The sequence below is a fragment of the Sunxiuqinia rutila genome, from assembly GCF_050589705.1.
GTDB classification, from domain to species: domain Bacteria; phylum Bacteroidota; class Bacteroidia; order Bacteroidales; family Prolixibacteraceae; genus Sunxiuqinia; species Sunxiuqinia rutila.
The window spans coordinates 262,428-283,582 of record NZ_JBNGOT010000001.1 but is presented as its reverse complement, the minus strand read 5'-3'; the positions used below and the strand labels follow the sequence as shown (position 1 = coordinate 283,582).

Below are 21,155 nucleotides of genomic sequence, written 5' to 3'. Positions count from 1 at the left end.
TGAATTGGAGTTGCAAAAGTAATTGTTTTTTTTTTGCTTCCAAATTTTCTCAGGATTTTTTTTCGCTGAAATCGGCTGCCCTACTTTTAGGGTGGCTGTTTTTGATTTCAGCGATGCAAAGAAATGGAACATTTTTTAAACTTCAAAACAAAAAATGAAAAAAATTTACTTCCATTCTACAATTGTTCCCCGCTCGCGACTCAACAGTTCCTGGGGCATGGCAGCAGCCATCTCTTTCCACAACAAGTCAACCAGCTTATTCTTAGCAAAATGGCGTGAATACACCAGACTAACTTCGCGCAAAGGGGTTACATCATCAAAACTTCGAACATGTTTTCTTCGACAATCAGACATATCCACCGTTGCCAATTCCGGAATCAGGGTAATGCCGCCTTCCTTGTCAATAATGTTCATAAGCGTCTCTAACGAGCCTGCTTCGAAGTGAAAAGGAAGCTCCCGGTTGGATGCCCCTTTAAAGGAACACAGGTTGATGACCTGGTGGCGGAAACAGTGGCCATCGCTCAGCAACCAAATCTCCGGCGTGGCAATGTCTTTCACTTTTAGTTTTTTCTGATTGTAAAGCGGATGATTCTCGTGGCAATAAAGCATCATTTCCTCGTAAAAGATCGGCCTCTCATTAATCTTATCCTCTTTAAGCGGTGTGACTAAAACGCCCACATCCAGCAAATCGCGCTTTAAGTGATCCACAATATTTTCGGTAGTCAACTCCTCAACGGTAATCAGGATATTGGGGTATTTGCGCTTGTAGTTACCAATAAAGAGCGGCAATAGGTAAGGTGCCAGTGTGGGAATGATTCCGATTTTCAGTTCTCCGGAAATCAAATTTTTGTGATCCTTGACAATGTCGTTTACCTTTTCGGTTTCCTGCAAAATAATCCGCGACTGCTCAATAATGCGTTTGCCAACATCGGTTGGAATTAAGGGTTGCTTGCTTCGGTCGAAAATAATAATCTCTAAATCTTCTTCCAGCTTTTTGATTTGCATACTGAGGGTGGGTTGCGTGATAAAGCAATGTTCGGCAGCGCGGCCAAAATGCCTAAACGTGTCAACAGCAACAATGTATTCCAACTGAGTTAGTGTGATCATGGATTTTTCTATTTTATCTTGCTACTTGCTAAAAATAGAAAAAAACAACAGAAACTAAACTTAATTAGTAAAAAGTTGCTGACGCAACCACTCAAAAAGAGCAATACTTAACGCATGGGAGATATTCATTGATTTACAAAGACCTGTCATCGGAATATGAACACTGTGAGCACAGCGATGGATATGTTCTTCGGAAAGTCCATGCATTTCACTTCCCAGCAGAAACGCAACTTTATCAGGAAGTTTCGTGGCAAACACGTTTGTCGATGCTTCATTGGTTTCAATTGCCACCAGGGTATAGTCCTTCGGAATGGCCTGAAAAAATTCCTCCGAGCTAAGCCAAACCAGTTTGACATGCTTGTAGCTTAGTCCTGCCGTTTTCCGAATGCTGCTTTCGCGCTTGGGGTTTTCGTCATCGAGCAAGTAAAGCGTGTCGCCCCCAACATTATCTATTAGGCGCATCAAGCTACCCACATTTTGCGGATTCTTAACTTTCAACGCGGCCACAATGGGCTTGTGCGTTGGTTCAGGATACTGCTGTGACTGAAAAAAAGCAACTGAATTTGTTTCCATCCTGTTCTTGCTATTTGAATTCTTTGCCCCTATACCTATCTGGAAAGAATCTTTTATCATTTAACTGCCCTGAGTACATTCTGTTCAGGCAAGGTGCCGGATATTTTTTCCTTAAACGATTTTCTGCGCGGAGCTGAAAAACACGTGCAATCAAACATGATCCACTTTTTAAAGCTTGCCACCTTGTTCTTTCCAATAATCATGTTTCGACCACTTCCGTGACGAACACATAATTCAATTTTGCTATTCTCAATGTAGGAAAACGATTGAATCGCATTATAATTGACAATAACCTGCCGGTTAATCCGAAAAAAGCCCGGGCAAATATCTTTTTCTATGGCCGACAGTCCTAATTCACAAAAATAGGTTTCATTATCTTCGGTTACGACAAATACGTTTTTATTCTCATGAAAAAAATAAAGAATTTCCTGAATCGGAAGAATCAACTGGGTTAGCCCTTTCGATACAATAATATTCTTCAATACCAAGGAAGCTCCCTGGCTTTCATCATGCTCCTGAATCTCACAATACGCCTTCATTGTCAACATGTTTATGTTGCAGAGTATTAATTAAGAACGCCTTAATGTCTGAAACAAACCACAAACAAGAAAATTGATTAGTTTAAAAAAAGATGAAAGCATGGAATCACAACATCAGGTATGCTAAAGCCCTTCATCCGATTCATTGCTGAATTGGCAAATCGTCAAAGGCTTATTTTATAAGCCCGTTTATCCCTAAAAGTCCCTTTTCTTCAATTTGCAGTAAGCGAGCACCCGGCATTTATGTAGTTCCCGGATGATCAAACATTATAGTCTCTACCCTCTTCACGTTATTACTTGTTCTCTTTCATTTAAGCTTAGGCTCCATTCGCTATTTAGCAGAAAAACAACCTAAAAAAAACGCCATTTGGGTCAACCCTAAATCCATCGTAACTCTCTTAAGTAATTTTCAGTTACGATAATTCCACCCCAAACAGACTACAAAGAAAACAAAAACAACTTAGCAAATGACCATTTATGTCTTGCAAATCGATTATTTAACTTATCAATCAGAAAAAATACGTTTTCTAATTGCCACTGATAAATGATTCAAGCTGCTTAAAGGATTCCGGAATTTGTAAGATCGTTTTATCCTTACCCAGAATAAACATAACCGGACTCGACAAGATGTAGTAATCATTAGCCACCGGGCTATTGATACCACCGGGCGCCCACACATCGGTCCATCCATAATTTTTTTGATTGTGAAACTGCTCCCATTTTTCCCGGTCCTCATCCACTGAAATGGTAATCACATCGAACCAAACCTTATTTTCAGGCACGTCATTCCAGCTTTTCAGTTTGTCAAGCAGCTCCTTGCAATGGCTGCATTCCGAATCGTAGAACACGAGCAGGCCATAGCTTTTATCGTTGGAAATTCCGTTAAACCGCACCTGCATACCGTTCACCATTTCGGCCTCAAAGGAGGGAGCCAGTGCCCCTGCCGTTAGTTTCTTCATTCCTTCCAGCCGCCGAAGAATTTCCTGTTTTTTGGATGTCAGACAATGTGGATTCTGAATATGCGCTTCAAGCATTCGCATGCCCGGTGCAATTCCCAAAGCCTCGTATCCGACATAAAAATAATCAACCATCCAGCCATACACCTCCGGATGCCCTTGCGCCGCTTTTTCGCAGGCAATCCTTCCTGCTTGGGTAAACAGGGAATCCCGAAGTTCATCCGACGTGACATGCATGCCAAACATGCGCATGTAAGCGGTTACAAAGTCATTGAAAGCCTGAGTACGCAAAAGCCAGGGATCACTCAAATCAATCTCATCAAAATAATGCAAAGCCTGCTCGTGCAGTTGTTGCTCTGCCGAAGTTTCCCAGCTGATGTCTGGCACTTTCTGAAAAGCATACACGCGGCTTACGAATAAGTCTTCTTGCGCGTCTTCCAGCGAGAAAATCCACTGGTTATAGCGCTGTCTGTTTTTCTCAAACTCCTTTTCCGCTTCCTTGTAAAACCGGCCTTCCTTTTCATGATAACCAGCCAAAAGCTGCTCCAGCAAAATAAGGGGTTGTCGGCGCGTGGCATTTTCTTTCAGAAAAGCAAAGTAGCTTGTGTTCTCCACGTCATTGCCCAGGTAAACGCTATCCGGTTGTGTTTGCAGCGGATTAATGCCAATTTCCAGGTCATTTTCATTCATAAAAAAAACAAACTCCGAAGGGTAAGACTGGTCCGTTGCTTTTTGGCGGTAATCCATCCGTAACAAAAACTGTCCGGGAAGATGTGCTTTCGGGATTGTCAGACTCACCGAATCCTGTACGCCCTCAATCGTCTTCAAGGCCGACTCATAGCGTCCGTTCTCAAAGGGGGTCACTGTTATTTTGGAATCATACACTCCCCGAAGGTGAATGGTTAGTTTCGTCTCATTCCCCTGCCCTGAAGCCTTCAGGCTCCAAGGTAGTAGTGCCAAAAGCACCAAGGCAAAAATGTAAATTGGTTGATTATCTCGTTTTAAATTCATTGTTCTCTCTTTTTAGCCACTTCAATTCCGGGATTTCGCTCTCCGCTACGCTCCCATTTTTTCTGCGGCAAATATATTTAAGTTTCATAGAATATCCGTGTTCATCCAATCAGTTGCTTTTAATACACCGGACTGGGAAAGCATACGCCTTAGTTGTTGTGCTCATCGCGCTCCCCGAAGAGGTAATGGACAAATAATAGCCCGTGGTGCTCGAGTACTGCGTACCGCTCCAATAATAGCCGTTGCCTCCCCGGTATTGCAAGTTTCCGTTCGAATAATACAGGTTCCCGGCCAGATGAAGTTTCAATACAGAGTTGAAGGCATCTGCACCCCTCGTCCAGTACTGAGGTGGGTTATCTGCATTGGTCCATTCAGTCAACGTAGGAATACGCCAGGTACCACCAAGCAACAGTCGGCAAGGATCATTACTTACAGCCCATTGCGCACTCTGAGAAATCCCCGGAATCCAGCTATCCGCAGGCGCACGCGTTCCGTCGTACTTAAAGCCCTGCGAGCGGTTAAACTGCCAGTACCATCCCCCCGAAGCTTCGGAATTGTCGGTCAAGGCAGTTGGCTGACGATCGGCGCCCAGGTTCTGAGTTAACCAACAAGCTGCACTTCCCGACATGGTGCTGCTCACCGAATGATAGGTAACTGTCTTGCTTTCCGGTGCTCCGTTCTCACCTTCGGTATGCAGGACTGAAAATGTTTTTCGGCAAACCTTAAAGCTGGATTGTACCGGGCTGTAGGCTGTGCCTTCACTGTTGGTGGCGTAGGCACGAACATAATAAGTTGGCCCTTCGGTCAAGCCCGAAATCATTCCAGTAAAACTTCCAACACCACTTCCCACTGAAACCTTGCTATCTGCAATGGTCGGATTTCCAGTTGTATTCCAGCACAAACCGCGGTCTGTGACTGCCTGGCCTCCGTCAATCGTCACGGTTGCTGTTCCGGCGGCTGTGCTTAAACTGATGGTTGAGTTTGGAATAACTACAGCACTAACGGAAGGCTTTGCCAGCTGAACCTCATCGCGAATACACCTTACCGGGAATGCATAAGCCTTGGTGGTTGTACTCAGGGCACTGCTTGATGTATTCAGGCTCAGGTAGTTCCCCGTTGTAGAGCTGTACTGGGTGCTGGTCCAATAATAGCCATGACTTCCACGATACTGCAAGTTTCCGTTCGAATAATACAAGTTTCCGGCCATGTGTAACTTCAGTTCCGAATTATAAGCATCTTGAACACTGTTCCAAAACTGTGGCGGAGCATCGGCATTGGTCCATTCGGTCAGGGTTGGAATGCGCCATCCCAGACCAAGCAACAAGTGACACGGATCGTTGCCCGATGACCAGTTTGAACTTTGAGAGATGGATCCAATCCAGGATTTCCAGGCCGGCGCGGGCGAATAGGCCGTTCCGTTGTGTTTAAAACCTTGTTCCTTGTTAAACTGCCAGTACCACCCCGAAGCCGCTTCTGCATTGTCATTATACGAGGTCGCTTCCCGGTCTGCTCCCAGGTTCTGGGTCAGCCAGCAAGCAGCTTTCCCCGACACATTGGTGCTAATGGAATGGTAAGTTACAATTTTGCTCCCCGGAGCTCCATTTTGACCTTCAACATGAATAACATCAAACGAGATTGGACAGATCTTAAAACTGGTCACCGTTGGGCTGTAAGCCGTTCCTTTACTGTTAATGGCATACGCCCTTACGTAATAGGTTGGTCCTTCTTTTAACCCGGTTAGCTTGCCGGTAAATTTACCAACATCACTTCCAAGCGGCACCGTATTGTCCGCCGTTGTTGGTGTGCCGGAAGTATTCCAGCAAAAGCCCCTTTCAGTAACTTCAGCCCCTCCGTTTGAAGAAACCGTTGCCGTTCCTTCCGCAGTGGTCGCCGTCATCCCGGAAGTTGGGATTTCAACATCGCTTACCGATGGGATGCTGATGCTTACCTCATCGCGAATGCAACGCAGGGAATAAGCATACGCCTTGCTGGCCGTGCTCATAACACTGCTTGAAGAATTGATGATGAAATAATGCCCTGTAGTTGAACTGTACTGCGTACTGCTCCAGTAGCTTCCTACGCTCCCCCGGTTCTGCAACACACCGGTTGAATAGTACAGATTCCCGGCCTGGTGCAGTTTCAATACCGAATTATAGGCATCCGTTGCACTGTTCCAGAACTGAGGTGCTGCATCGGCTTTCGTCCACTCAGTGGAAGTTGGAATACGCCAGCCCAAACCAAGTTGTAAGGCGCAAGGATCCTCTGCGGCCGTCCAGCTCATGCTTTCTGAAATGCTTCCAACCCAAGTTGTCCACGCATCCGAAGGTGTTCGACCACCATCAAACTTATAGCCTTGTTTCCGGTTGAACTGCCAGTACCAGCCTGAAGAAGCCTCCGTGGCATCGTTGTATGCCTTGGGCTGCTGGCTGGCTCCCAGGTTTTGGGTTAACCAGCAAGCCGACTTGCCCGAGATATTGCTACTTATGGAATGATAGGTTACGGTTTTTGTTTCCGGAGCCCCATTCAGCCCTTCGGTGTGAATTACTTCAAACTCAACCGGACAGATTTTAAAACTGGTTACTTCGGGGCTGTATGCCGTTCCTTCGCTGTTCGTTGCATAAGCACGTACATAGTAAGTATCACTCTCATTCAAACCTTCCAGCATACCGGTAAAGCTGCCCAAGCCACTTCCTACCGGAACAACTTTATCCGAAAGCGTTGGAGTCACTCCGGTCGTATTCCAACACAATCCTCTTGCAAGAACCTTGGCTCCACCATTCGTGGTAACCGTGGCTGATCCTTCTGCGGTGGTTGTTTTCATTCCGGAAGTCGGTACTTCCACATTGCTGACCGTGGGAATTGAAATCTTCAGGTCTTCGCGTAAACAACGCACCGGAAGCGCATAGGCTTTACTGATTGTTCCCATCACACTGCTTGAGGAAGTCAAAGCCAGGTAATGCCCGGTGGTTGAGGCGGACTGGGTACTGCTCCAATAATACCCAAGCCCACCGCGGTTTTGCAGCGCTCCGTTTGAATAATATAAATAACCGGCCAGGTGCAGCTGCAACTCGGATTTATAGGCATCAGCCGCGCTTGTCCAAAATTGTGGAGCAGCATCGGCATTGGTCCATTCAGCAGAAGTCGGCAATCGCCAGCCAAGGCCCAACAGCAGGTTACAAGGGTCATTGTTCAACGACCAGTTTGAACTTTGCGAGATGCTGGAGATCCAGCTGGTCCATGCATTGCTGGGGCTGTAAGAAGAACCATCGTGTTTATAACCCTGCGGCAGGTTAAACTGCCAATACCAGCCTGAAGCAGCCTCCGCATTATCACCAACAAATTCGCCTTGGCGGTCAGCTCCCAGGTTTTGAGTCAGCCAACAAGCCGATTTGCCGGAAACATCAGAACTAACAGAGTGGTAAGTTACGTTTTTGCTTACCGGTGCTCCATTAACCCCTTCGGTATGAATAACAGTAAACGTTGCCGGACAAATTCTGAAGCTGGCATCCGCCGGGCTGTAAGCCACCCCTTCACTGTTGATGGCATAGGCACGGATGTAATAGGTTGGCCCCTCAACAAGTCCGCCAATTGTACGGGTAAAACTTCCTACGCCATCGCCGGATGAAATTTTGCTGTCGGCAATGGTCGGATTGCCGGTTGTGTTCCAGCACAATCCCCGATCCGTAACTTCTGCTCCTCCATCATTTGTAACCGTCGCATTTCCTGTCGCGGTGGTTTCAGTCATGGCTTCAGCTACAATCGTTACCTTGCTAACGGATGGTGTTGAAATAACCACTTTGTCGCGAATACAACGTACTGAAAAGGCATAGGCTTTACTGGCTGAGTTTGGGGCACTGGAAGAGGCATTCAAGTACAAATAATGTCCCGTAGTAGAGGCTGCCTGCGTGCTACTCCAGTAGTACCCATGACCTCCCCGGTTTTGCAGTCCTCCGGTCGAATAGTAAAGGTCTCCTGCCAGATGCAATTTCAAGTCAGAATTGTAGGCATCGGCTGCCTTTTGCCAGAACTGGGGAGCATCATCGGCATTTTCCCATTCCGCTTTGGTTGGAATCCGCCAGCCCAAACCAAGCAGCGAATTACAAGGGTCATTGCCTGCTGACCAGTTTGAGCTTTCTGAGATGCTTCCTGTCCAGGAAGTCCAATCGTTGTTTGGAACGTAGGAGTTCCCTACAGGCTGATAGCCTTGCTGACGATTAAACTGCCAGTACCAGCCGGCGGCAGCCTCCGAGGCATCATTGTAAGCATCCGGTGCGCGATCAGCTCCCAGGTTTTGGGTCAACCAGCAGGCTGCTTCGCCTGAAATACTCGTGCTCACGGAATTGTACGTTACCGTTTTACTAACCGCTGCTCCATTCAACCCTTCGGTATGAATCACTTCAAAACCGGTCGGACAAATCATGAAGCTGGTCACTTCCGGGCTGTAGCCCGTTCCCTGACTATTGGTTGCAAAAGCGCGAATGTAATAGGTAATTCCTTCTTTAAGGTTTTTCAGATCACCGGTAAAACTGCCCAAGCCGCTTCCGATGGTTAATGTGCTGTCTGAAACAGTTGGCGCATCGCCGGTTGTATTCCAGCACAATCCGCGGGTTTCCACAGCAGCACCTCCATCTGTTGTAACAATGGCTGTTCCTTTAGCCGCATCCGAGGTCATGCCCGAAACAGGCACCTCAACCTTACTCACCTGCGGTGCCGACAAAGTCATCTCCGTGCGGATACAACGCATTGGGAAAGCATAGGCCTTATTAATATAGGTAACGCTACTTCCACTCGTTGTTAAATAGAGATAATAGCCGGTGGTACCCGTATACCGGTCACTACTCCAGTAATACCCATAGCTACCGCGGTTTTGTAATGCCCCGGTAGAATAATTCAACAGTCCTGCCAGATGCAATTTCAATTCTGAATTGTAGGCATCGGCCGCCTTTTGCCAGAACTGGGGAGCAGCATCGGCATTTTCCCATTCCGCTTTGGTTGGAATCCGCCAGCCCAGACCTAAAAGCAAGCGACAAGGATCATTCGCACTTCCCCAGTTAATGTTTTCAGAAATGCTGGAAGTCCAGGAAGTCCAGGCATTGTTCGGAATATAGGATGATCCTACCGGTTTGTACCCCTGAGAACGGTTAAACTGCCAGTACCAGCCAGAAGCAGCTTCGGACTTATCATTTACTGCAGTGGCTTGCTCGTCAGCTCCCAGGTTTTGCGTCAGCCAGCAAGCGGCTTCGCCCGAAATCATACTGCCAACCGAGTGGTAAGTAACCGTTTTGCTTTCCGGTGCTCCATTCAAGCCGGCGGTGTGCATCACATCAAATTCATAAGGGCATATTCTGAAGCTGGTTACAGTGGGGCTATAAGCCGTTCCTTCACTGTTGGTGGCATAAGCCCGCACATAATAAACAGGCCCTTCTTTCAAATCAGCCAAGGTTCTTGTAAATTCCCCGGTTCCTCCTCCGGCCGTAATCACCTCGTCGGCAATGGTAGGTGTTGAATTGGTTTCACTCCAACACAAACCTCTTTCGGTTACCGGCATCCCCCCGTCCGAAGCAACAGTAGCCGTAGCATCCGCCGATGTGGCGGTCATCTCTTTTGCAGGTACCTCAACATCACTCACTACTGGCGCTGATTTGACAAGTTCGTCACGAATACAACGCACCGGAAATGCATTTGCCTTGTTGGAGTAGGTAACGCTGCTGCTTCCCGAATAAATGTATAAGTAATTTCCGTTGGTTGAATTGTAGCGATCGCTACTCCAGTAATACCCATAAGTTCCGCGGTTTTGAAGCGCGCCGGTATTGTAAGCCAGAAGTCCGGCCTGGTGAAGTTTCAATTCGGAATGATAAGCATCCGCTGAATTTGTCCAGAATTGGGGAGCGGCGTCGGCATTTTCCCACTCCGCTTTGGTAGGAATACGCCAGCCTAAGCCAAGCAACAAGTTACACGGATCATTGGCACTCATCCAGTTCACATTCTCCGAAATACTCGTTATCCATGGGGTCCAGCTATTGGCCGGCAGACGTGAACCATCGTATTTATAGCCTTGTTTCCGGTTGAACTGCCAATACCAGCCGGCCGAAGCTTCGCTGGCATCGCTAACCGAAGTGGCTTGCTGGCTGGCTCCCAGGTTTTGGGTTAACCAACAGGCCGATTTACCCGAAATACGTGAACTTACGGAACTATAAATTACCTTTTTCGTCTCCGGTGCTCCATTCAATCCTTCGGTGTGGATAATTTCAAAATTGGTTGGACATAACTGAAAACTGGTGGTTGACGGGCTGTAAGCTGTCCCTTCGCTGTTGACCGCATAGGCCCGCACATAGTACGTAACCCCTTCTTCTAAATTAGATAACAGCTCGGAGAACGTTCCCTTTCCGGAGCCACTTGGAAGCGTATGATCGTCAACCGTTGGGTTGCCAGTTGTATTCCAGCAAAGTCCCCGGCTGGTTACTGCGGCACCTCCATCTGAAACAACAGTTGCCACACCTGCCGCCGAAGTTTCCGTTACCAGCGAATCCGGAATAACAACATCACTCACCGATGGTAAAGCAATGGTAATTCCATCGCGGATACAACGAAGCGGCAAGGCATAAGCTTTAGAGAAATAGTTAATCCGGCTGCCGGAATACAAATCCATAAAATAAGCACTGCTGGTGTTAATCTGGGTATTACTCCAGTAACGTCCATAACTGCCTCTGCCGGCAAGTACGCCATTGTTATATGCGAGCACCCCTGCTGAATGCAGTTTCAGTACCGAGGCAAAAGCATCGGCACCTGTTGTCCAGTCTTGCGGCGCGGCATCGGCATTTTCCCATTCGGTCTTAGTCGGGATGCGCCATCCCAAGCCCAGCAACAGGTTACAAGGATCCGTGGCTGCCACCCAGGCTGAGCTTTCCGAAATGCTCGTTGTCCAGGCTTCCCACGCATTCGAAGGCGTCCGGGAGCTATCGTATTTATAGCCCTGCGAACGATTGAACTGCCAGTACCAACCTGCCGAAGCTTCAGTGGCATCATTCATACTCGTTGCTTGCTGATCGGCTCCCAGGTTTTGGGTAAGCCAGCAACGCAGATCGCCGGACAAATCGGTACTCACGGAATGATAAACAACCGTTTTTGATTCCGGAGCCCCGCTAAATCCTTCCACATGCATAACCGTAAAAGCGGTGGGACAGCTCTTGCTGCTGATATCAGGTCCGTAAGCCGTTCCAACACTGTTGGTGGCATAAGCCCGTACATAATAAGTAGGTCCTTCAACCATTCCTGTAATGGTATCGCTATAGGTTCCCACTCCGGCTTCACCATTTAAGATGACCTCATCATCAAGCGTTGGGTTACCTGTTGTGTTCCACACCAGCCCCCTTTCGATTACTTCTGCACCCCCGTCATCAATAACATCAGCTGTTCCGAGTTGAGTTGAATCATCAATCGCCTCGAGCACAACCGAGCCAAGCGTTGGCACAACCGGTGCGGTTAAAATCGTATCAATTTCGCCATAAGCCGTGCCCAAGCTGTTGGTGGCATAAGCACGGATATAATACGTTGAGGCATGTTTCAGTCCTCCAAGAAAGGACTCGAACTCACCCAGTCCGCTACCATTTTTTGTTTTGGTCAACAGATCTATCGTGGGGATGGTGTCACTACTCCAGCAAACGCCTCGCAGAATTACTTCGGCACCGCCATCAGCAACCACATCACCTCCGCTAACAGCTCCTGAACTCCAAATGGAATCGGACGCCAAGGTATGAACAGTCGGAATCGTCAGCGTTGTCAGGGTATCGACTTCGCCATAAGCCGTTCCCATGCTGTTGATGGCGTAAGCCCGTACATAGTAAGTCGTTCCCTCCTTCAGTTCAGTAACGTTCAGCGAGAACAAGCCTGTTCCGCCAGTGCTATGCTCCACCGATAAACTGTCAGTCGTTGGTGTTCCGAATGCACTGTAGCAAACCCCTCGAGCGGTTACCTCCACACGACCATTGTCAGTAACCTCACCACCACATACTGCCTCGTTACGAGCTACCGATTTCGGTGCGCTGGTAATGACTGTTGGAATAGTTGGCGTGGTAAATGAAATTGCTTCGGGGCTGAAACGGGTTCCAACCGCGTTGGTCGCATAGGCCCACACATAATAAGTGGTGCTGGCTTTCAGGTTTGTAATCGTTCCGTTGATTTCGGTTGAACCGGCTCCCAGCGCAATGCTGCTGTCAGCCGGCATAGGAACCGTAGGAGCCTGACCGGTGGTATTCCAGTAAAGTCCCCGGTCGGTAACCGAAGAACCTCCATCCGTAATGACAGAGGCTGAACCGTCTCCCGTTGTCATGGTCAAGTTGGTCATCAAAGCAATACTTACCGTTGGGCGAATGGCTTCGGTCACCAGACTATCCAACTGTCCGTAAGCCGTTCCCAGAATGTTGGTGGCAAAGGCTTTGATGTAGTATTTGGTTCCGGGCAAGAGTCCGTTGACATTGCTGACATAAGCGCCCAATCCACCGGCTGCATCATTCAGCTTAACGCCCGTTTCCAGGTCAGGATCGTTCGTCAGACTCCAGCACACGCCTCTCACATTGACCGGCATTCCCCCGTCATTGGTTACTTCACCTCCGCACACGGCATGTGTGCTATCCACCGCCGAAGGTTTCGTTGTTGTTACTGCCGGAAGCATTACTTCCTTGGTACGGAAGAAAACCTGACTACCATAACTTGTTCCAACCGCGTTGGTCGCATAGGCTCTTACATAGTAATCGGTCTCCGGTTTCAGGCCAGACAGGTTGGCGGTGAAACGCCCAATGCCCGTTGTTGTTTCATCAACCGTTTTGGTGGGAAGTGCTACCGTTGGAGCGTTGTGCATGCTCCAGCAAACCCCGCGAGCCAAAATGGGTGTTCTTCCATCGTCGGTAATTTCACCCCCGCTGGTTGCGGTTGTCGCAATAATATTTGTAACCGGTGTTGTCGCCACCAGGGTTGGGAAAGCATCTGTCAAGAATGTTCGTTCCAAGCCGTAGGCCACCCCAATCTTATTGACCGCATAAGCCCTTACATAGTAGAGCGTGTTCGGCTTCAGATCAGTCAGTTTGCTGATGTAGGAGTCCATTCCCGACCCGTTGTAAGTCCGGCTGTCCTCAATGGTCGGATTGGTATGTGTACTCCAGCACACACCTTTAAGTGTCACATCAGCCCCTCCATCGCTGGTAATGTCTCCTCCGCAAACGGCGGTGTAACCTTCAATCTCGGTAACTTCATGGGTAAACAGTCGGGGCGCAGTTGGAAATATAGTTACTGAAACCTGGTTTCCATAAGCCGTACCTGCGCTGTTGGTTGCATAAGCCCGGATGTAATAGCTAATGCTCATGTTCAGTCCGCCAATGTTGCTGGTAAAATTACCGATTCCCGTACCATCCGAAGTTTTATTGACCACTACGGTGTCGGGATCAAAATTGGCATCGGTGCTCCAAAGCACCCCGCGGTCAGTAATTTCAGCTCCTCCATCATCCGAGATTGTTCCTCCGGTAACCACTTCTGACTTGGTAACAGGAACAACATAATTGGTTGTAATGCTTGGCAAAATTGCCGGAGTGGTGTAGCTCACCTCATTTCCGTAAGCCACTCCCTGGCTATTCACCGCATAAGCCCGCACATAATAGGTCGTCACCGGATCCAAGTCTGTCAAGGTACTTCTAAAGGTGTCTCCGTTAAGTTTGTCGTACCTTGTTTTGGTGTGTAAACTGACCGTTGGATTATGTCCGGTACTCCAGCAAACTCCTACATTGGTGATGCTTGAACCTCCGTTACTTTGAATAAGTCCACCTCCAACGGCTGATGTTCCGGTTGATGATGCCAGTAATTCCTGCGTGGTTAAGCTGGCAAAGTCAAGAGTAGTGAAGCTTAACTCATCGCCAAAGGCTATGCCGATTTCGTTCTCCGCATAAGCTCTGATGTAATAGGTTGTTCCTCGTTTTAACCCTTTGAGCTGGGTCGTGAAATAGCCAATACCTGTACCCGTTTGAGCCGATTTATTGACTTTAACCGTATCAGGCTTGAAGCCGGAAACAGTACTCCACACCATTCCACGGGTAGTAACCGATGACCCGCCATCATCGGAGATATGTCCCCCGCTATAAGCAGTCGTTCCGTTTACATACCAGGCCGGACGGGTAGTCAGAGTTGGCAGGACCGCAGGATCAGTAATAAAGCTAAGTAAGTTTCCGTAGCCTGTTCCGGCAATGTTTTTGGCATAGGCCTGTATATAATAAGTGGTATTCCCTTTCAGACGTTGGAGTTTACTGAGGAACGAACCGGTTCCACTACCATTAGTCGTGCGGTTCACCACCACCGTATCCGGGTCGAAAGTTGCGATTGTACTCCAAACCACTCCACGCGAAGTAACATCTGCCCCACCATCTTTGGAAATATTACCGCCACTGGTAGCCGTTGTTGGCCCCGTTGCAGACGCATAAATTGTTCTTATCGAAGGAACTACAGGTGTAAGGAAACTCACTTCCTCGCCATAAGCAATGCCGACACTGTTTTCGGCATAAGCCCGGATATAATAAACCGTGTTGGGAGTCAGCTTCGTAAGCAGGTCGGTAAAGGAACCGGTAAAGTAACCGGTTGATGCTGTCCGGTTTTTAACAATGGTGTCCGTTTCGAAATTGGGCTGGGTACACCACACCAACCCACGGGTAGTCACCAAAGCCCCTCCGTTGCTGGTAATGGTTCCGCCGCCATTGGCCGACGTTGAGGACAGCAGCGTAACCGGATCGGTAACAACCGTTGCCAAAACCGGAGGTTCAGTGGTAAAGCTCACTTCTTCGCCATAAGCTATTCCAACGGCATTCACTGCATAAGCCCGCAAATAGTACGTCGTGCTTCCCATCAAGTCGGAGATGGTACTTGTAAAATCACCCGATCCTCCACCATTCGTCGTATAATTTTCATCTTCGCGAACCGGGTTGTGTGAGGTACTCCAGCAAACACCACTTTGCGTAACCGGACTGCCACCATCTGAAATGATGCTTCCTCCGGCCAAGGCAGAGGTGCTGGTCACTGTACTTTTGTCAATGGCAGCAGTTACCACAACCGGAATGTCTTTCGTGGTGAAACTCAGTTCCTCCTCGGCGTAAGAAGTTCCAATCCCATTCACAACATAAGCCCGAACATAGTAAGTGGTGTTGGGCAATAAACCAGTCATGCGCGAGCTGAAACTTCCTGAAACACTTTCAGTGGTTCGGTTCACCAATACCGTATCCGGAATAAAACCAGACTGGGTGCTCCACACCAATCCTCCGGAAGTAATCAAAGTTCCTCCATTGCTGATAACCGTTCCACCGCTGGTTCCTTCCACCCCGTTGAGTTCACTCTTCGGTGTTACTGTTCGTACAATTGCAAATTCCGGAGGGCCCGAAATGAAACGCACCTCATTTCCGTAACTTACTCCAGCCTCATTGATGGCATAAGCCCGAACATAGTAGGTGGTGTTAGCCATCAAATTGGTCATGGTATGAATAAATTCACCAATTCCCACTCCTTCTGTGGTACGAGGATTATGTATTGTTGGATTTCCGGTCGTGTTCCAGCAGATACCACTTTGGCTCACCTCCGAACCGCCATCATTACTAATGAAACCGCCACCAACAGCCGAAACTCCGCTGATGTCCGACACTTCATTGGTGGTAATCGTGGCCAGAGTTGCGGTAACAAAACTCAACTCATCGCCATAAGCAATACCAATCCGGTTGATGGCGTAGGCCCTCACATAATAGGTTTCCCCCTTGGTCAAACCCGTCAGCTGCCCCGTAAACGATCCATCTCCGTTGCCACAAACCAGTCGGTTATCATCAATGGTTGTCATTTTCTCCGTGCTCCAGCAAATACCCCGCTCCGTAATGGGCTCTCCCCCATTATCGGCAATCGTTCCCTGAACAGAAGCTGAAGTTCCCTGAACAGAAGTAACTCCATCGGTTACCACCCACGGCACTGTTGAGGTTGTCGTGACCAAACTATCCAGGTTACCGTAGGCCACTCCGGCACTATTGATAGCATAAGCACGTACGTAATATTTCGTACTTCCACTCAGCCCCGACAGCTGGCTCGAAAAAATACCGACATCTGAACCGTCAATGGTATAGCTGTCTTCCATCGTTGGATTGGGGAAAGTTGACCAACAAACCCCGCGACTGGTTATGGTATCGCCACCGTCGCTGGTTATGGTTCCGCCACTTATTGCCCGGCTGCTTCTTACATCCGAAGGTTTGGTTGTAATTAAGGTGGCCAGCTCATCGGTCTTAAACTGGTACGAATCGCCGTAGGCAATCCCCTTTTCATTTATCGCGTAGGCTCTTACATAATAAGTTGTTCCCGGAGCCAGGCCAACGAGTTGAGTTGAGAAGCTTCCGGGCCCCATACCTACTTTTACCGTATCATTCAAAATGGTTGGATTATCCGATAGGCTCCAGCAAAATCCGCGATCGGTAACATCCCAACCACCGGTGTTATTCACTCTACCCCGGGCTTCCGCATAAACACCGCCAATGTTGATCACATCAATGGTGACCACCTCCGGAACAGTTGCTTCCGGTGTAATGAAACTGTATTCATCTCCGTAGGACACCCCCGTTACGTTCATGGCATAAGCTCTGACGAAATAAGTAGTGTCTGGCAGCAAGCCAGTCAGTGTGCTGCTGAAAGAACCCAGCCCCGTTCCTGTAAAAATATCCGAGAGTTTCGAATCCCGGTCAAAAGTCGGGTTTTCGGTGGTAGCCCAGCAAACTCCACGTTCAATAATTTCAGAATTTCCGGTATTGGAAACAATCCCGCCACTCTGCGCCGTATTTTGGGTAATATCGCTTGGCTCAGTGGTAAAGATTGAAGCAACTGACGCCGTAACAAAACTGGTTTCGCTGGTATAGCCGGTTCCTGCTGAGTTGGTAGCATAACCTTTCGCGTAGTAAGTTGTACCCGGTTCCAGCACAGCCAGTGTACTTTCAAAAATACCCACATCGGACAGGTTGATTGTTCCTGAAGGATAATACTCATAATTTACCCGGTCGGTACTCAGGCAAATCCCGCGCGCAGTAACTGGTGCTCCGCCGTTATTCAGAATCTCCATCGTTCCCAGTGCTGAGATATCTGTAATTTCAGAAATCTGAATTGAGGCAGAACTCAACTCCGGCACCACCGGAGGCAAAGTGGTAAACACAATCAGGTTTCCGTAGGAAGTCCCGGCTTTATTTACCGCATACGCCCGAACATAAAAAGTAGTGCTTCCCAGCAAGCCGGTCAGACTACTGGGGAACTCTCCCACTCCTGAGCCATCATCCGAAATGGTAGCTTCCGGATCATCCAGCGGATCACCAACAACGCTCCAGATAATTCCGCGCGCGGTAATCGGATAACCTCCATCGCTGGTGATATCACCTCCACTCTGTGCCGAAATACTGGTGATATTTGTGGGATCAAGGGTAATAATTTCCGGAGCATCCGGAATAATGGTGAAGGTTTTATTTTCGCCATAACCAACCCCCACCCAACTACGGGCATAGGCACGAACGTGGTAAGTAACATTGGGCACCAAGCCGGTCAGGATACTGCTGTAAAGCCCTAGTCCGGATCCGTCAGTTGTATGATTAGAGAAAATGGTTGGGTTTTCAGATGTGCTCCAGCAAACGCCGCGCGCTGTTACTTCTTCTCCTCCAGCATCCAAAACATTTCCTCCCCCAACTGCTGTTGAGCTCATGAAAGAAGCTGTTGAAAGCGTAATAACCTTGGGGTAGAATAAGGTGGTCAAACTATCGAGGTTACCGTATGATGTTCCGGCTGCATTGACCGCATAAGCCCGCACATAATAAGTAGTACCCGGCAGCAGGTCCGCCACGGCACTGACAAAAGTTCCGGTGCCGTCGCCCGTGATGGCTTCGCTGGTTTTGCTTGGTAAATCAATGGTCGGATCTTTTTCCGTACTCCAGCAAATACCCAAGGCGGTAATTTCCGAGTTTCCAACATCAGTAACGATCCCTCCACTCAAAGCCTCGTTGCCCGTAACATTGGTGGGTTTTACCGTTACAAGCTGAACCAATGAAGCCGTCACAAAACTGATTTCGCTGGTGTACGACGTGCCGGCACTGTTGGTAGCATATCCTTTGGCATAATACAAGGTTCCGGGAGTCAGCCCGGTTAGTTGACTAATAAAAACTCCAATGTCTGTGGGGTTCACCGTTTCAGAAGGATAATAATGGTAGGTAATCCGATCCGTGCTGATGCAGATTCCCCGATCGGTTATTGGTGCTCCCCCGTTATTCAGAATTTCCATGCGCCCCACCGCCGAAACATCGGTAATGTCGTACACACTGATATTGGCAGAACTGAGCTCAGCCAAAATTGGGTCAGGGGTTGTAAACTGAATCAGATTTCCATAGGCTGTTCCAGCTTTATTGACCGCATAGGCCCTCACATAATAAGTGGTGTTTCCAAGCAGGCTGGTCAGCAGACTTGGGAACCGCCCCACCCCCGAGCCATCGTTGGTAATGATGTGGGAAGGATCGTCCAGCGGATCGCCCTGCACGCTCCAGATAATTCCTCGTGCGGTAACCGGTTTTCCTCCATCGCTGGTAATATCACCCCCACTTTGAGCCGACATGCTGGTGATGGTTGTGGCTTCCAGCGTCGTAATTTCAGGAATATCTGTAATGATTGTAAAAGTCTTTTCTTCACCATAGGCAATGCCGACACTGTTGCGTGCATAGGCCCGTACATAGTAGGTAACATTTTCAGCCAGCCCGGTCAAGTTGCTGGTGAAGTCACCCAACCCGCTTCCGTCAGAAGTATGGTAAGAATAAATCGTTGGATTGGCACTTGTACTCCAGCACACGCCACGATCAACAACTTCTGCTCCCCCATCAGAAATTACGGTTCCTCCGCCAACAGCTGTACTCCCGACAAAAACGGCCGGCGTCAGTGTTGTCACAACCGGGTAGTCTAAAGTTGTCAGGCTGTCCAGGTTCCCATAGGCTGTTCCGGCGGCATTAACTGCATAAGCGCGAACATAATACTTGGTTCCCGGAAGCAGGTCAGTCATCGAACTTGGGAAAGTGCCCAATCCATCCCCGGAAATTGCTTCGCTGGTTTTGGTTGGCAAATCAGTTGTCGGGTACTTCTCGGTACTCCAGCAAATTCCCCGGACCGTTATTGCCGAATTCTCCGAACTGGTAATCTCGCCTCCGCTTAAAGCCGTAAAGCCTGTAACATCGGAAGGTGGAATGGTAGTGATAATTACAGGAAATGCGGTGGTGAAAACAACTTGGTCGCTGTAACCGATTCCGGCTTCATTGGTTGCATACGCTTTCACATAATACGTTGTTCCGGGCGACAAAACATCCAGCAAGGTTTGAAAGGCTCCAATTTCAGAACCGGTATCGTGGGTTGAAGGAAAATGGTTAAAGGTCACCCCATCGGTACTCCAGGCCACCCCGCGCTCGGAAATTTCAGCTCCTCCATTGTTGATAATCGTCGCGTTAATTTGTGCTGAAGTTCCGGTAATGTCATTCACCGTGATCAATTTTTCCAGCAAAGGCGGCTCCGGACCAAGGGTGGTAAATTGTACAAGATTGCCATAAGCTGTTCCTTCACTATTGACAGCATAAGCCCGCACATAGTAGGTGGTATTCCCCATTAAGTCGTTTAGCAAACTGGCATAAGTGCCAATTCCTGCTCCGTCTTCCGTGCGTAAGGCTTCGCTGTCATTCAGCGGGTCGCCCACGGCACTCCAAATAACTCCTCGCAAAGTAACCGGGGCACCGCCGTCATTCATGATGTTTCCACCCGTTTCGGCTGACATGCTGGTAATATTGGAAGCCTCCAGGGTAATAATCGTAGGAATGGTTGTAGAAGTGGTAAAGGTCAGGTTTTCACCATAAACAACGCCTTCGGCATTCACGGCATAAGCCCGAACATGGTAAGTGGTGTTGGGCAACAAGCCGGAAAGGTGACTAACAAAAGCACCCAGACCGTCTCCGGAGGTAATTTTCTGGCGGGTGCGGGTATTCAGGGTTGTATCGGGATTGGCACTAAACCCCCAGCAAATTCCGACAACAGAAATAGCCGATCCTCCGGTGCTGGTTACCACCCCACCGCCGGTTCCGGAACCTCCAATCAGGTCGGTAACCGGTGTTGTGGTTACTGCAGCTTCACAGGCTATGTTCAACCATACACTTCCATTGCAATAGCGGAAGGCTTTTTCAGAAATACTGATATACATATCTCCTTCGGCAGCTATTGGCGGGTCTTCGGAAAGCACCGGAAAACAACAGGTTTCAATCATCTCATCGGTGGAGAAGGCCGAGTTGCCCAAAAGTGTTTCGCCCCCCATATGATTCATTTTCACCCAACCGTTTCCGCCGGAAACCACCAGCGACTGATCGTTTGTGGAATAAAGAAAAGCTCCGGATGAAGGCGATGAAGGCAGTACCAACTTCTCCGGCAAATACGGAATTCCGTTTTTCACAGTAAAGTAGCTCTGTGCCGTAGCATCTTCATAAACCGCTGAGCAAAAGTCGACCCAGGCATTTCCGGTATACACCATCGGCTTTTCATCTTGCCGGCTATAAATCAGCATCCCGGTTCCGGGACTCACAATTTTCGCCGAATTGTCATAAACCGGGAGATGAGGAATTCCCTGTTCTACCCGGAAATAATCCTCTTGTGCGCCAACCAGAGCCGGCACCAACAGAAGAACCATTAAACAAAGCCAGCCCCAGGCCAGACTCCCTTTCGAGTTTAAAAGATGCATTCTCCGGAATGCACTTGCTGCGTTTTTGCTTTTATTTTCCATGTTTGTTGCTTATTCCACTTCATTCCTTTGCATGGATGAAGCGCTTACCATATTGTTTAAAACCCTTTATATTCTTTTTTCGGCCTTCTGAGACGGCCGTATAATCAAAGAGTTGACTAGTATTAGTCAACTCACTGA

General features: G+C 48.5%; 5 protein-coding genes. All 5 read right to left on the bottom strand.

The annotated features are described in order from the left end of the window. Positions 1 to 165 precede the first annotated feature (165 nt). The 5 genes from ACRD6K_RS01015 to ACRD6K_RS00995 all read right to left on the bottom strand — a co-directional run bounded on the left by ACRD6K_RS01015 (position 166) and on the right by ACRD6K_RS00995 (position 21,017). On the bottom strand, positions 166 to 1,107 hold the full coding sequence (locus ACRD6K_RS01015) for a hydrogen peroxide-inducible genes activator (RefSeq protein WP_299578311.1): 942 nt from the start codon (positions 1,105 to 1,107) through the stop codon (positions 166 to 168). Between the two features lie 60 nt (positions 1,108 to 1,167). Beyond that, entirely contained in the window at positions 1,168 to 1,680 is a 513-nt protein-coding gene (locus ACRD6K_RS01010) for a TrmH family RNA methyltransferase (RefSeq protein WP_430971707.1), read from the bottom strand. Between the two features lie 56 nt (positions 1,681 to 1,736). Next, positions 1,737 to 2,219, bottom strand: coding sequence for a LytR/AlgR family response regulator transcription factor (locus tag ACRD6K_RS01005; protein ID WP_430971706.1), 483 nt, complete (start codon positions 2,217 to 2,219; stop codon positions 1,737 to 1,739). Between the two features lie 527 nt (positions 2,220 to 2,746). After that, entirely contained in the window at positions 2,747 to 4,186 is a 1,440-nt protein-coding gene (locus ACRD6K_RS01000; protein ID WP_430971705.1) for a thioredoxin family protein, read from the bottom strand. Between the two features lie 109 nt (positions 4,187 to 4,295). Further along, a complete protein-coding gene (locus tag ACRD6K_RS00995) occupies positions 4,296 to 21,017 on the bottom strand; it encodes a hypothetical protein (RefSeq protein WP_430971704.1) in 16,722 nt (5,573 codons plus the stop codon). Between the last annotated feature and the right edge of the window lie 138 nt (positions 21,018 to 21,155).

Excerpts from the sequence above, each read along its gene's own strand:
- ACRD6K_RS00995 (WP_430971704.1), bottom strand. The coding sequence starts at position 21,017 with ATGGAAAATAAAAGCAAAAACGCAGCAAGTGCATTCCGGAGAATGCAT.
- ACRD6K_RS01015 (WP_299578311.1), bottom strand. The coding sequence starts at position 1,107 with ATGATCACACTAACTCAGTTGGAATACATTGTTGCTGTTGACACGTTT.
- ACRD6K_RS01005 (WP_430971706.1), bottom strand. The coding sequence starts at position 2,219 with ATGAAGGCGTATTGTGAGATTCAGGAGCATGATGAAAGCCAGGGAGCT.
- ACRD6K_RS01010 (WP_430971707.1), bottom strand. The coding sequence starts at position 1,680 with ATGGAAACAAATTCAGTTGCTTTTTTTCAGTCACAGCAGTATCCTGAA.
- ACRD6K_RS01000 (WP_430971705.1), bottom strand. The coding sequence starts at position 4,186 with ATGAATTTAAAACGAGATAATCAACCAATTTACATTTTTGCCTTGGTG.